Origin of the sequence: Caldicellulosiruptor obsidiansis OB47 (assembly GCF_000145215.1) — a bacterium.
Taxonomy (GTDB): domain Bacteria; phylum Bacillota; class Thermoanaerobacteria; order Caldicellulosiruptorales; family Caldicellulosiruptoraceae; genus Caldicellulosiruptor; species Caldicellulosiruptor obsidiansis.
Map to the genome: position 1 here is coordinate 2329831 of NC_014392.1, position 13639 is coordinate 2343469.

At 33.2% G+C, this 13639-nt stretch carries 11 protein-coding genes and 1 tRNA gene; 5 read left to right on the top strand and 7 right to left on the bottom strand.

Going from position 1 to position 13639, the window contains the following annotated elements:
- Positions 1-3 precede the first annotated feature (3 nt).
- Positions 4-2226, top strand: a complete 2223-nt coding sequence (locus COB47_RS10850) for a hypothetical protein (RefSeq protein ID WP_013291404.1) — start codon at positions 4-6, stop codon at positions 2224-2226.
- 70 nt (positions 2227-2296) lie between these two features.
- Here COB47_RS10850 and spoVG read toward each other — a convergent pair whose 3' ends face one another.
- Positions 2297-2563, bottom strand: coding sequence for a septation regulator SpoVG (gene spoVG, locus COB47_RS10855; protein ID WP_013291405.1), 267 nt, complete (start codon positions 2561-2563; stop codon positions 2297-2299).
- Between the two features lie 120 nt (positions 2564-2683).
- Positions 2684-3502 (bottom strand): pur operon repressor, encoded by an 819-nt coding sequence (gene purR / locus COB47_RS10860; RefSeq protein ID WP_013291406.1) that lies wholly within the window; start codon positions 3500-3502, stop codon positions 2684-2686.
- A 224-nt stretch (positions 3503-3726) separates the two neighbouring features.
- Here purR and murC point away from each other — a divergent pair, with 224 nt between their 5' ends.
- Positions 3727-5094 (top strand): UDP-N-acetylmuramate--L-alanine ligase, encoded by a 1368-nt coding sequence (murC, locus tag COB47_RS10865; protein ID WP_013291407.1) that lies wholly within the window; start codon positions 3727-3729, stop codon positions 5092-5094.
- A 50-nt stretch (positions 5095-5144) separates the two neighbouring features.
- Here the strand turns inward: murC and COB47_RS10870 are convergent, their stop codons facing one another.
- Together COB47_RS10870 and COB47_RS10875 are read right to left on the bottom strand one after the other, a co-directional pair.
- The gene (locus tag COB47_RS10870; RefSeq protein ID WP_013291408.1) at positions 5145-6680 is read right to left on the bottom strand and encodes a DUF3794 and LysM peptidoglycan-binding domain-containing protein; all 1536 of its coding nucleotides are present in this window, start codon (positions 6678-6680) and stop codon (positions 5145-5147) included.
- A gap of 198 nt (positions 6681-6878) precedes the next feature.
- Positions 6879-7151, bottom strand: coding sequence for a Veg family protein (locus COB47_RS10875; protein ID WP_013291409.1), 273 nt, complete (start codon positions 7149-7151; stop codon positions 6879-6881).
- Between the two features lie 613 nt (positions 7152-7764).
- Between COB47_RS10875 and COB47_RS10885 the strand changes: the two genes are divergently transcribed.
- Both COB47_RS10885 and COB47_RS10890 read left to right on the top strand, forming a co-directional pair.
- Complete coding sequence (locus COB47_RS10885) at positions 7765-9240, top strand: DUF2828 family protein (RefSeq protein ID WP_013291410.1); 1476 nt, start codon at positions 7765-7767, stop codon at positions 9238-9240.
- A 92-nt stretch (positions 9241-9332) separates the two neighbouring features.
- Positions 9333-9425: transfer RNA gene (locus tag COB47_RS10890), tRNA-Ser, on the top strand.
- Positions 9426-9846: 421 nt separating this feature from the next.
- Here COB47_RS10890 and COB47_RS10895 read toward each other — a convergent pair.
- From COB47_RS10895 to COB47_RS10905, 3 genes are all read right to left on the bottom strand, one after another.
- On the bottom strand, positions 9847-10968 hold the full coding sequence (locus COB47_RS10895; RefSeq protein WP_013291411.1) for an RNA-guided endonuclease TnpB family protein: 1122 nt from the start codon (positions 10966-10968) through the stop codon (positions 9847-9849).
- Complete coding sequence (tnpA, locus tag COB47_RS10900; RefSeq protein ID WP_041742831.1) at positions 10962-11369, bottom strand: IS200/IS605 family transposase; 408 nt, start codon at positions 11367-11369, stop codon at positions 10962-10964. The genes COB47_RS10895 and tnpA overlap by 7 nt, the downstream gene beginning before the upstream one ends.
- 82 nt (positions 11370-11451) lie before the next feature.
- Entirely contained in the window at positions 11452-12396 is a 945-nt protein-coding gene (locus COB47_RS10905; protein WP_013289416.1) for an ISNCY family transposase, read from the bottom strand.
- A 228-nt stretch (positions 12397-12624) separates the two neighbouring features.
- Between COB47_RS10905 and bioB the strand changes: the two genes are divergently transcribed.
- Complete coding sequence (gene bioB / locus COB47_RS10910) at positions 12625-13638, top strand: biotin synthase BioB (protein ID WP_013291413.1); 1014 nt, start codon at positions 12625-12627, stop codon at positions 13636-13638.
- The last annotated feature ends 1 nt before the right edge of the window (position 13639 follow it).

The window sequence follows — 13639 nt, forward strand, 5'->3', positions numbered from 1 at the left end:
AATATGAAAAAAAAGTTCGTGGTTTTCCTGATAGTCTTTGCCTTTTTCATAAATTTAGCTGTTACAGGTATGGCAAAAGTTATTCAAACCAACCCAGAAAAATGCTTATTTTCTGTTAAGACCAAGGAGAACTATGTTGAGATTTTAAAGGACAACCATGTTGTTGCCAAGATATTACCTCCTGAACTGTTAAATGAAATTCCAACAAAAAAAGAAGAAACCCAAATTACTTCCTTGCCTTTTATTGAAAACGGGATGATTAACTGGAAGATTGAAAAAAGTGAACCTTCAGACCTTTTATTTTTGTCAGACGGTAAAAATAATAGTTTAAAGCTCAACTTTCACACCCTTGACGTCTTTTATAAAATAACATCACCGTATATTGCTCTCAAAGATGAATATCAATCTGCTCAGCTTGCCTTTAGCTACAACCTCGAATTTAAAAGAACGCCCCAGCTAAAAGACGATGAAACTATAAATATAGAAATCTTTATCTTTTCTGAAAACAAAACAAAAATACTTTCATTGCCTGAAAAGATAAAAGTAACCTCTGGTAGAGGAACATTTAAAACCTCTTTTTCTATCCCTGTTGATAGTAAGTTTATAAGCTTTGAGATTTCTCATACAAGCCACAATCTTATAAGCTGTGAGTTTAAAAATTTCAAGCTAACCTTTACAAAACCCTCAAAATATATTTTCCTGCTGAAAAACGTTCAGGTTTACAACAACTATATTCAGCAGGAGTTTGAAAATGGTTTTCAAAAAATTACCAGAAAAATATTTATATCTTCCTCGCAGGAAGTTATAAACGTTGAGGAAACTTTAAAGTCTAAAGAAGATCATCAAGTCTTTAAAGAGTATTCACCTATTGAATTTGAGTCAAGACCACTTTTTATTTTAAAAAGAGATTATAAGCTCGAAAAATTTACAAAACCCATGTATGTTACAGACTTTCTTTCAGATTTTTATCTAAAGCTTGAAAACTGTGCCATAGGCTATGCAAACAACTATGATTCAATTGAAGTATATAACTTAAAAGACAGGGCAAATGTATTTATGTTTCTTTCAAATTCTGATGATACAAAGTATTTTGTAATTGGAAAGAACAAAGAACATATATACACCACAACACAGCTTTTTAGAAAAGGATTTGAAAAGACATATGTGTATTCCATCTTCCCTGAAAATTACACATATTCTATAAAATCAAGGTCACCCAACGGCACAAAGGCTATTTTAATATTTTCTCATCACTCTGATTCAAATATGATATCAATCATAAAAGCCATGATGTTTGGCACAACAGATACAAAAGACCCTTCTTATATGAAAAAGGGATTTGTAGGATATAAAATACCAATAACATGGGGATTTTTTTATAAATCAGTAAAAGGAATACCTGGATTTGACAATCCAGAGTACAGAAAACTCATAGAGTTTTTAGCACAAAAGAAAATAGAGGTGGTTCTGCACACAGCATCGCCAGTTGCTAAAGAAAACACTCGTCAGCTTATTACAAAAGCACTGGAAGATACGAGTTATTTAAAACTTGATGACTGGATTGACCACAGTATTTCTGACGGTACACGATGCGCAGATTTAAAGAGCGAAGGTGCTATTTACGGCAGTAAAAATTATTCCTTTGACCTTTTCTTAAAATATGGATACAAATACTGCTGGTCGTACCTTGACGTAAAGCTTGACACGCTCAATATGCTTCAGCCTGACAAGGTTTCCTGGCATCCTCAGATTTTTTTCAAGAACTACAACTTTGGAAAAGGTGACTCGCTGTACCAGTGGAACTCGGTAAGATACAAAAATCTTCCAAAGATGCTTACTCAAAGTCAGCTTGACAGGCTTGTTAGTGAAAATGGAATTAGCATCATCCACGACTATTTTGCTCATCCTATGCAGAAAAACAAGCTTTTTGTTGTGAAAAACAAAAATGTATATATCTCACCGCAGTTTGACAGAAGTCTAAGATTAGTCTCAAACCTCATGAGCAAAAAACTTTTATGGGTACCAACAGTAAAAGATTTTATCGACTATGAGGTTGCATTGAAAAATGTACAAATAACCCCACTTGACAACACAACCCTTGTTGTGGACAATAAAAACTACTCTGAGATAAAAGGTTTTACATTAATTACTCTTTTGCCAAATGGTCAGGAAAAAAGAACCATAGTTAATCTTTTGCCAGGTATAAATCTTATTACAATTCCATAAAAAACAAAAGGACCTTAGGAGCCGAAACTTTACCTAAAGTCCTTTTTTCTTTTAACTTAAAGCCATCGTTTTATTCACCAGCTGAGATTACAGCCTCATACTTCTCAATAACAGCTTTTTGGACCATGTCGCGCGTCTCCTGGTTTATCGGATGAGCAATATCTTTAAACTCGCCCTCGGGAGTTTTGCGACTTGGCATAGCAATGAAAAGTCCGTTTTGCCCCTCGATAATCTTAATGTCATGAACAACAAAGCAGTTGTCAAATGTCACCGACACAATAGCCTTCATTTTTCCTTCATTTGTAATTTTTCTAATCCTAACATCTGTCACCTGCATAAGTCCATCCTCCATGTTAAAATTTAGTGTTGTTATTTTATATAATTCTCCACTTTTTAATCTTTCCCTTTAGCACTTTTAACAAATTTTTCTTTCCATTTGGGGCATTTTGCCTAATTTTTATGAAATAACCTGAGGGTTGATAGAAAAAGTTATTCTTTTATTTTCGGCATCAAGTTTTTCAAGTATCAAAAGGCTTTTGTAATCTACATCCACAGACTTTTTGTCTTTTGTAGCAATGAGCACTCCAACACCAACCAAGCTTGATTCAAATTCAGAAAGAAGGTCTTTCATTCCTCGCACTGTCCCGCCGCCACGCATGAAATCGTCTATGAATAAAACCCTTGCTCCTTTTTTTATAGCCTTTTTTGCCATTGTCATAGTTTCAATCTTACCTGTCGTACCTGAAATGTACGAAATATTGACAGTTGAGCCTTCTGTGAACTTGCTTGAGTTTCGTGCAACAACAAGCGGTTTGTTGAAATACTGAGCAACATATGATGCAAGAGCAATACCTTTTGCCTCAACAGTGGCAATATAGTCTATTTCTTTTTCTAAAAATAACCTCACAAATATTCTTGCCGCTTTTTTTATAACCTCGGGGTTAAAAACAATGTCGTTTATATATACAAACCCACCTGATACAATTCTCTCGGGATTTTGCAGCTCATTTTTCAAAAAGTTTAAAAATTCTATTTCATCCTCTTTCTTCATGGTAGGAATATAATAAACACCACCGGCAGCACCACTGACTGTTTCAAGCTTCCCCTGGCCTGTCTGCTCAAATATTTGAGAAATTAAATCTATATCCTCACTCAAGGTGGATTTGGCACAGCTGAGTTTATCACAGAAAAAAGTAAGACTAAAAAGCTTCATAGGATTTTGCACAAGAGTGCTTGTTATAAAAATGAGCCGTTCTGATTTTCCAATCTTTTGCACAAAAGACACCTCCAGAACAAATAAAAACCTATTTAACTTATTCAATATTAAATATAATATTATTGAGAATAATTATACCATAACCTCCGAATGATACAAAAATTTTTTGAGCGAACGTTCGATTTAAAAAATATTTTAACAAGTCAGGCAAAAAAGAAGTATAATATAGAATATAGGGGTATTTCAATCTCGAAATTTTCGGGCTGGAGGTAAGTTTTTTTAAAATGAACAAGTATTTTTTCATAGGTATTGGTGGAATATCAATGAGTGCCATTGCTCTTATACTCAAAAATCAAGGATTTTGGGTTGAAGGTTCTGACATGCAGGAAAGCACTACTACAAAGATGTTAAAACAAAATGGAATAAATGTATATATCGGACATGATGAAAGTCATTTAAATGGTGATGAAACTGTAATTTACACTGCGGCAATTTCAAAAGACAATCCTGAACTTTTAGCAGCAAAGAGGATGAATCTGAAAATTTACGAGAGGGCAGAATTTTTAGGACTTTTGATGAAAGATTTTAAAAATGTCATTGCAATCTCAGGAACGCATGGAAAAACAACTACAACCTCTATGATTGGTTATATCCTGAAAAAAGCAAATTATAACCCTACAGTTCTGGTAGGTGCGTTTGTAAAACAGCTGAGCGGAAATTTTGTGATAGGTTCAAAAGAATACCTTGTTGTTGAAGCATGTGAGTACGTAGATAGCTTCTTAAAGTTCAATCCTACAATTGGAGTCATCTTAAACATTGACAATGACCATTTGGACTATTTCAAAGATATAGATTCAATAAAAAACTCTTTTAAAAAGTTCGCACAGAAAATTTCAACTTCAGGGTTTTTAGTAGCAAACTGTGATGATAAAAATGTTAAAGATATCATAAGTCAGCTCAACACACAGATAATTTGTATATCCACAAAAGAAAAAACTGATATTTTTGCCGACAATATCAGCTGTATTGATGGATACTATGAATTTGACGTTAAAAATAAGGACGATGAGACTTTAGCTCATATAAAACTCAACATTCCTGGTTTTCATAACGTCTATAACGCACTTGCTGCATTTGCGGTTGCTTCGAAGCTGGGAGTAGAAAGTATTACAATTGAACATGCTATTTCTGAGTTCTGTGGTGCTTCGCGCAGGCTTGAAAAGGTAGGAGAGTTCGATGGAATATACCTTTATGACGATTATGCTCATCATCCCACCGAAATTAAGGCATCGCTTAATACCCTGAAAAAACTTTCTCAGGGAAAGGTTTTTGCCATATTCCAACCACACACATTTTCAAGACTTAAAAACCTTTTGAACGAGTTTGCCGAAAGCTTAAGTTTGGCTGACAAGGTTATTGTTACAGATGTATATGCTGCACGGGAAAAAAATACTTTCGGAATCACATCCGAAAACCTTTATTTGAAACTTAAAGAAATTGGAGTGGACTGTGAATATATAAGCAGTTTTGAAGATATTGCATCCTATGTAATAAAAGAAGCTAAAAAAGGTGACATTATTGCAACTATTGGTGCAGGTGACATAAATAAATGCATAGATATTATCCTCAAAAAAGTTCCTGTAAAATCATAAAAAATACTGCCTCATTGGAAATTCTGCTTCCAGATGAGGCAGTTTAATTTTTATTTCACTATTAAAAGTTTTTGACCGGGTATAATTTCATCTTTTTCTATCTGATTAAAATCAATGATTTTCTCTACTGTTGTTCTGTATTTTTTTGCTATTTTCCACAGAGTGTCACCTTTCTGGACAGTATAAATGTACACACTTGCAAGCCTTTCATCTTCTTTTTTTATCTCTTCTATAATATCAACGTCGGACAAAATCTCAATTGAAAGTCCTCTTTTTACCCACACTTCAACTGCAAGATGAATCCTCAGTTCAACTTCTGATGTAGAAATAATAGAAAATGATATGTTTTCTATTTCAATATTTGCAAAAGCTCTGTCTGTTTCCTCTACACCTTCCATATCTAATTTTACATCAAAAGGAATTTGCGTGGTTGTATTTTTTATGATATCCTGCGAGTCTTTAGAAAGATAAATTAAAAAGACAACAGCAACACCTTTAATATTTACCTTATCCTTTTCTGGTTTTATAAGATCGATTTCTATTCTTCCAGATACAGAAAAGACCTCTTCAGGTTCGGTAGGCAATAATACTGTGTCTTTTAAAAGATGGACATGCCGACCCTTCCCAACAAACTGCTCTATGCTGAGTAGTTTCTTTGAATCTTTTATCTCATACTCTGTTGAATATACATCAACAATAGGCTCAATAGTTTTTACATCATGAAATGTTATCTCAGCTTCAATAGCTATATCATACTCTATCCTGCGAAGTTCACCTATTTCATCAGTCTTGGGCAAAACCTTGAAGTTTTTGATATAAAATTTAACAATCGGTTCTACATCGTCAGGACTATCTGAAAGTTCAAAATAGTGCTGAATTAATATCTCATGTTCAACCATCTCAATAGGAGTTTGCCCAACATCTGGTGAATAGAGAGTTTTTAAGTCAACTTTTAAGTCAAAGGTAATCTTTTTCCTGTCAAACTTGATATTCTTGTCTGAAAGTCTTGCAAAACATTGCAATATTTCTCTGATTGAAGGTTTGCCCTGAGGAATCTCTAAAATCTCTCTTTTTGAAATCTCTTCTGTTATGCTTCGGGGATTTGAAATTGAAATTTTTTCTTTTAAATACTTTATTGAATGTTCTTCAATGTTGGCAAGATACTCAATAGTAGCTGGTGCTTTTACTAAAACTGTAATTTCTGCAATTGCTTTAGCAGAAAGTTTGCGTGGACTTATAGGAGAACAAAAGGTGTAAATAAGATCATCTTTGACCTCATATGCCATTGCAGGTCTTACTCCCAACATATCGAATGTCTTTGTGAATTCTGCTGAACTTGAAACAGAAGCAATCTTCTTTTGCGGATCAGAGGAGAGATAAATTACTTTAAACTCTATTTCGCCCTGAACAACTACTTTGTCGTTTAAAACCTCAACATTTGTAATCAAAACTTCACTATCAGTCTGAAGAACTTTCACAGCATCCGGTTTTATCTCTGGAAGCAAAATCTCGCCTTCAACAATCACCTTTTGCGAATCTGAGCCATAGACATTAATGTATTCAACCTTTTCAAATCTTTTTTCCAATGCTAAACTTGCCTCCATTTAATGTTTTCTATCTTCTTCATTATAAAATATATGCAAGGATGTCCCGAAAATATGTAAAATAAAAAAGAGCTTATTCTAAAAATTTGTCTTCAGAATAAGCCCTTTTAAGTAGTTGACAAATCAATATTTTTGATTATAATAAAAACGTACAAGGAAAAATTGATAAAACTATTGAGTTTACATAACACTTACCTTTGTATTTGTCTTACAAAGTATAATTTCTACTGTGTTTGTAATAAGATCAGAATAGGTGTATGTTACACACCTGTACTGTTTACATTCTCTGTCAATCGGAAACTTGACAACAAAGATATTTGAATAAGTGTTCTCCAAAATACCTTCAACCTCAATCATTTTTTTGCGTCCTTTATTGGCACGAATTAAAACCTTTTCGCCTTTTAGGGCTTCAATGTCTTTTCTCAGCTGTTGAAGGTGAAGTTTATCAACCACCTTAACATCACTGCCCCTCTACAAATATTTAATTTTCGCAGCTGCATAAAATTTTCTCAATTTTACTATACTTAAAAACATTATTATTATATCATTATTCTTTTTTTTGTAAATAGAGGGGGTAAATATTATAAAGGGTTTTTAAAAAGTTGTCAAGGACTTAATTTTAGAGTTTTTGTCGAAAATATCGGTTTAAATACAAGCAATTTGTCGTTTTTTCTGTTTTTCTCATGAATAGAGGCATTCTTGATTTTTTTGAGCAATATATTTTTTAGTTTTCTTAATTTTCATAAAGTAAAATTTATATTGTATTGACATAAAGATTCTTTTTTGATAAATTTAAATTGAATAAAGAGACACTAACAGCGATGATACAAGCTGAGGAAAAAAGTGTCTCGTTTTTTAATTCTTTTAAAAGACCCCAACAGCAAATATCATCTCAAAGCGAAAAGGGGTCTTGTAAAGTACCTCTGTCAAAGATGCAGACAGCAAATATTTTTTGGATAGGCCTGCAGACTTTTCTGTGGGCTGATGGTTCGAAGCCATCATGCATCTTGAAGACAGAGGTGTCTTTATGTATTTAAAATAGAATTATGCTCTGGAGGAAAATGTGATGAGTGATGAGTTTCTCAACGAGTTAGAAAAATCAACAAACATTTCTCGCACAGAAAATAATGCACTGACATTTCAATCTACACTCAATGCAAATCTTGATTGGTTTTCAATGAGTGGTGGTTTGAGATTTCAACCAGAGGATAGAGTTATATCTTTATTTATGAAAGCATTTTATGAAGATAAGCAACTTGCTATGAAAAATTTATTCTTCACAAGGGATATTAAAAAAGGACTTGGTGAACGTAGAGTTTTTAGAGTTGTTCTCAAACACCTTGCTAAAACCCATCCGGATATTGTCAGAAAAAACATTGTCTTTATTCCTTTTTTTGGACGCTGGGATGACTTATATGAACTGATTGATACACCAGTTGAAAACTCCATGTGGTTTTTTATTAAACAGCAATTGTCTGAAGACTTAAAATCAGAAAACCCTTCACTTTTGGCAAAATGGCTCAAAAGTGAAAATACTTCTTCAAAAGAGTCAGTAAAACTTGCAAAGAAGACTCGTAAAGCCCTTTTGATGACACCAAAAGAATATAGAAAAACATTAGCTGAACTTAGAAAAAGAATTGATGTTTTGGAAAGAAGACTATCAGAGAAAGACTATACATTCGATTACGAAAAAGTCCCTTCACAAGCAATGCTAAAATACAGAAAAGCATTTTTGCGAAATGACAAAGACAGATACACTCAGTACATTGAAAAAGTCATTCAGGGAAAGAAAAAGATTAATACAAATACACTCTCTGCTGTGCAGATTGTAAGACAAATACTTATAGATAGAGGTAAAATGTCACTTGAAGAAAAGAAACATCTGGATCTTCTGTGGCAAAACATTCCAAAGATTGACACATCAGAGAATGCTCTTGTTGTAGCAGATACATCAGGTTCTATGTTTTATGCATGTGGTCAGTATGCTCTTGGAATTGCTGCTTCGGTTGGTTTAGCATTGTATTATGCAGAAAATAATAAAGGAATTTTTCATAATAGGTTTATTACTTTTTCTGCGAAACCTAAGTTACAAAAAATCCAAGGAAAAACTATTTATGAGAAAGTTAAATTTTTAGAAAATGCAGACTGGGAATGCAACACAGATATTGAAGCAGTCTTCACACTCATATTAAATATTGCAATAAATAAAAATTTAGCACAAGAGGACTTGCCCAAAAAATTATATATTGTCTCAGACATGGAGTTTGACGAAGCCACAAGAGTTTCACCTGACGCACCACTTTTTGATGCGATAAGAGAAAGGTATAAAAATCATGGATATGAGTTGCCTACTTTGGTGTTCTGGAATGTCTCATCAAGGCATAACAACATTCCTGTAACTAAAGAAACACCAAATGTACTTTTAGTATCTGGAATGTCTCAAAAAATATTTGAAAACCTTATTAAAAATCAACTTCCAGATCCTGTAGAATTTATGCTTGAAGTATTGAACAATGAAAGATACTCTGTTATTCAAATATAACTTTTCGAGTTTTTACTTCTTGCTTTTAACTTTCCCATTGTCAAAACTCAAAATATGCCTTATAATAGATAAAGTGAAAAGGGAATAGTAGCGGAGAGATGGCCGAGTGGTCGAAGGCGCACGACTGGAAATCGTGTGTACCCCCAAAAGGGGTACCGAGGGTTCAAATCCCTCTCTCTCCGCCATTTTTATTGGGTTTTGAGTTGGCAAATTATGGAGTGTAATATTTGCATTCTAAAAATCGTGTGAAAAATTTTTATACTTCTTACGTTCACAGAATTAGCGTGAGCAAAGCTTTTGTTTTAGCAATTCAATACTTTCCCTTCAAGGATATCCAGATAGTTATTAACAATTTTTTATTTGAATATTTTGGACAAAAATTTTTCGGTTTTGTCTTCAAAACAATTATTTTTCTTATTCGTAAACTATGATTTTATTTTTGGTTTACTATTTACAATTTCTATGCTATTATTTAAGTGAACTACCATCCACCTGAAGAGGTGGAGGCTTCCTGCTTCATCGGCCAGACTTGCTACTGGGGAGGGAATCCCCAGTAGTAGAGGTCTAGGTCTTCCACAGGCGTAAATTCGGGTGGTCCCCACCCTACTAACCGCTTATATAAACAATCCCATAGTTTCTCAAGTTTCTCGCTGCATTCTCGTCCCTATCATGAATCGTTCTACATTCAGGACATTCCCATACCCTATCCTTCAGTTTTAACTCCTTGTTGATATATCCACATATACTACACATTCTCGAAGATGGGAATGTCTTATCTACCTCTATTACTCTCCTGCCATACCAATCTGCCTTGTATCTAAGATATTCTAAAAACTTTGACCATGAACTATCAAGAATGTGTTTGGATAATCTTGTTTTTGATAGTCCTTTTACGTTCAAACTTTCGACCACCACGACTTGGTTCTCGTCTATGATGGTCTTGGAAAGTTTATGCAAAAAATCTTCCCTTGCATTTTTTACATACTCATGCTCTTTTGCAAGCCTTTTTCTTGCTTTCTCCCAGTTTTTAGAGCCTTCCTCCTTCCTTGACAGTTGCCTTTGTAGTCTTTTTAGTCTTTTTTCAGCTTTGATAAGATATTTCGGATATTCAACCTTCAAAGTTCCTGTGTCATTTGCAATTGTTGCAAAACTTTTCAAACCTAAATCTATCCCGCCAATAAAATTCTTTGGCTCTTTTACCTCATTTCTTGGGTCTTGTACATCTACAAGTATACTTACATAGTATTTGTCTGCTTTCGTTTTTACAACTGTTGCAGATTTTATTTCCCCTTCAAACTTTCTGTGAAATACTGTTTTTATTCCACTTTTTATCTTTGGTAGGTAAATAAAACCTTTTTCAAAATCTACTCTAATTGTTTCATTGCCATTTTTGAGTCGCTGGTTGTTTGTTGTGTATGACTGCTTATCTTTCTTTTTCTTGAACTTTGGCATTCTAAAATGTTTCGGGTTTTTGAAATGGTTTCTGAACGCCTTTTCCTGCTCAAGTTGAACATTTGCAAGTGCAAGACTGTCTGCTTCTCTCAGGAAAGGGTATTCCTTTTTATATCTTGCTGGAGTTATCCTTGGAATCTTTCTACCCTGTCTTAAGGTTTCAAGCTTTTCTTCTAACATCTTGTTCCATACAAATCTACAACAACCAAATGTCTTTTCAAAGAATTCTTCCTGTGCTTCAGTTGGATATATTCGATACCTATATGCTTTCAACATTTTCTTTTCTCACCTTGACTTTCAATGTATTTTCTAATTACTTCAACTGGGGCACCACCACTTGTCAGTAAACAATAACTTCTTGACCAAAAATATTCCTTCCATAGTTTTTGCTTAATTTCAGGAAATTCTTTTTTTATAAGCCTTGAAGAGGCACTTTTATAAGCATTTATAAACTTGGAAAGTGGTGTTGTAGGAGTTGCCTTGAACAAAACATAAATAGAGTCCTTATCATGATTCCACTCAATCAAGGTTATGTTGTAATTGGGTTGAATGTACTCAAAAATTTCTTTTAGTCTTTTTGAAATTTTCTCATCTATCACATCTCTTCTGTATTTTGTCACTAAAATCAAATGGTAGTAGAGAAGAAATACTGAATGTTTATTTGAGTCAAATTTCATAATCATCACCAGTTTTATTATATACCGAAACTTAGCTTGTTGAATAAAAATTATTGCCAATAGAGTAATAAAAAGATAATAATTATTGATTCCATTCATAAGCAAAAGAAAATTTTTTGCCTTCTAATTTTCTGAGAAACTGTTCAAACAAAAAAGTAATTAGTATCCAATCGGTATGCCTTTTGTAACTTTTAAATCCTCTTAACCTAATATTCTCAAGGTTATACTCACCTTTCAACTTGCTAAAAAGTTTTTCTATTTTCATCCTGAGTTTATATAACTTCTTACCTTCTTCTGTACCTAAAAATTTTATATTCTCTGCCCTAAATCTATTTTTTACGTTTTCCTCATTTCTCATATTCCTTCTATTTACCCCTGCTACAAATTTTATTTCAAGTCTATTTGCAATATCAAACCATCTGTTACAGTCATATCCTGCATCCGCTAATAATATCTTCGAATTGTAATTCCATGCCCTGTACAAAAGTTCTTCTTGAGTAGAGTCATGTTTGTTTGCTGTAGTTAAAATCCAGAAAAGTGGAATCACTTCTTCTTTCCCTGTACACAAAAGATGTAATTTATATCCTTTGTAAAAACCTATAGTAACATGTATTCCTATCTTTGCTTCTTTGTCTTGCTTTGAACTTCTCAAAGGTGTTGAATCTACTATTGTTATGGATACATCTGGATTAATTTCTGCTATTAACACGTCTCGGATAGCTTGCAATAAATCCTCTTCTATTTTTGCTGCTAATTTTGCTATGTATGAATAATCTGGACTTTTTTCTAATCCTATGCTCTTTTTGAACTCTGTATCTTGATTTATTCTGTATTCTAATTCCCTAAAACTTGCTATTCCTCTTTTGACCTTGTAAACTAAACAAGCTATTATTTGAAACAAACTAAATTTCCTTGGTCTGCCTCTTTTACTGTTTTTCCTTCTTTGGACTGTAGTTTCTGCAATCTTTTTTATTATGCAAAGGAGCTTTAAAAATTTTTCATTTTGTGCTTTAATAATTTTAGACATTTCTTTATTCCCCCTTGTGTGTTGGTTTGGTCTTTACAAATTAAAATTATATCACAAGGGGGATTTTTTTACCCATTACTGTATCTGTCTAATATGGTTATCTCTTTTATTCAACAACCTATATACCGAAACTGAATATTTATCAACCGCAATTCATCTCCATCTTATACACGATGGAGACTTCTTGCGGAATGTTCTGTTAAACATTTTTGCTCGGAGATGATTTAGTTGCTGAATTTTCTTCAATCAGTTCAATTTGTTAAAGAAGTTGAAAAAATGATAGTTGAGTATGAGAGAGATATTAATTTCAATGATGCAATTATACTTTATGAAATCGCAAAACATGATGCAGAACTGATAATAAATCTTGCCAATAATATAAAACAACATTATTTTAAAAATACAATTGAGCTTTGTTCCATTTATCCTGCAAAGGTAGGACTTTGTTCGCAAGATTGCAAGTTTTGCTCTCAGTCTATTCATCACAGCTGTTCAATTGAGATAAAAAATCTTGCTATGCTTGATGAGGTAATAGAGTATCTTGAAAATATAGTATCTTTCCCAGTAAAAAGATTCTCCTTAGTCACAAGCGGAGAAAGGCTTAATGATTTAGAATTTGAGAAAATCTTAGAGATCTATTCATATATCTCAAAAAATTATAACATTCTTTTGTGTGCATCCCTCGGCTTTCTTACTCAAGAAAGGGCTAAAAAATTATTGAAAGCTGGGGTTGTAAAATATCATAATAATTTAGAGACATCCAGCACATATTTTAAAAATATCTGTTCCACCCATACTCAGCAGCAAAAGAAAGAGACTTTAAAAATTGCAAAAGAGATAGGACTTCAAATCTGCAGCGGTGGAATAATCTCAATGGGTGAGGACATGATTGAAAGAATCAAGCTTGCTTTTGAGCTAAGAGAACTCGATGTTGACTCTGTTCCAATTAATATATTGAACCCAATAAAAGGCACACCTTTTGAAGATATGAAGATAATAGACCAAAACGAAATTTTTATTACTCTGGCACTATTTAGGATTATACTGCCTAAAAAGACTATTCTTCTTGCAGGCGGAAAGGAAAATGCACTTGGAGATATGGAAATAATGGCTTATGAATGTGGGATAAACGGTTGTATGGTTGGGAACTATCTTACAACAAAGGGTATGGAAATAAGAGAGAAGATTGAAATGTTGACAAAAAGAAAAAATTCCATTAACATATTCATATCAAAATCCTGAA

Bases quoted from the DNA above. Each gene is read 5' to 3' on its own strand.
- COB47_RS10850 (WP_013291404.1), top strand. From the start codon at position 4: ATGAAAAAAAAGTTCGTGGTTTTCCTGATAGTCTTTGCCTTTTTCATA.
- spoVG (WP_013291405.1), bottom strand. From the start codon at position 2,563: ATGCAGGTGACAGATGTTAGGATTAGAAAAATTACAAATGAAGGAAAA.
- COB47_RS10895 (WP_013291411.1), bottom strand. From the start codon at position 10,968: ATGTTGAAAGCATATAGGTATCGAATATATCCAACTGAAGCACAGGAA.
- COB47_RS10905 (WP_013289416.1), bottom strand. From the start codon at position 12,396: ATGTCTAAAATTATTAAAGCACAAAATGAAAAATTTTTAAAGCTCCTT.
- tnpA (WP_041742831.1), bottom strand. From the start codon at position 11,369: ATGAAATTTGACTCAAATAAACATTCAGTATTTCTTCTCTACTACCAT.
- murC (WP_013291407.1), top strand. From the start codon at position 3,727: ATGAACAAGTATTTTTTCATAGGTATTGGTGGAATATCAATGAGTGCC.
- COB47_RS10885 (WP_013291410.1), top strand. From the start codon at position 7,765: ATGAGTGATGAGTTTCTCAACGAGTTAGAAAAATCAACAAACATTTCT.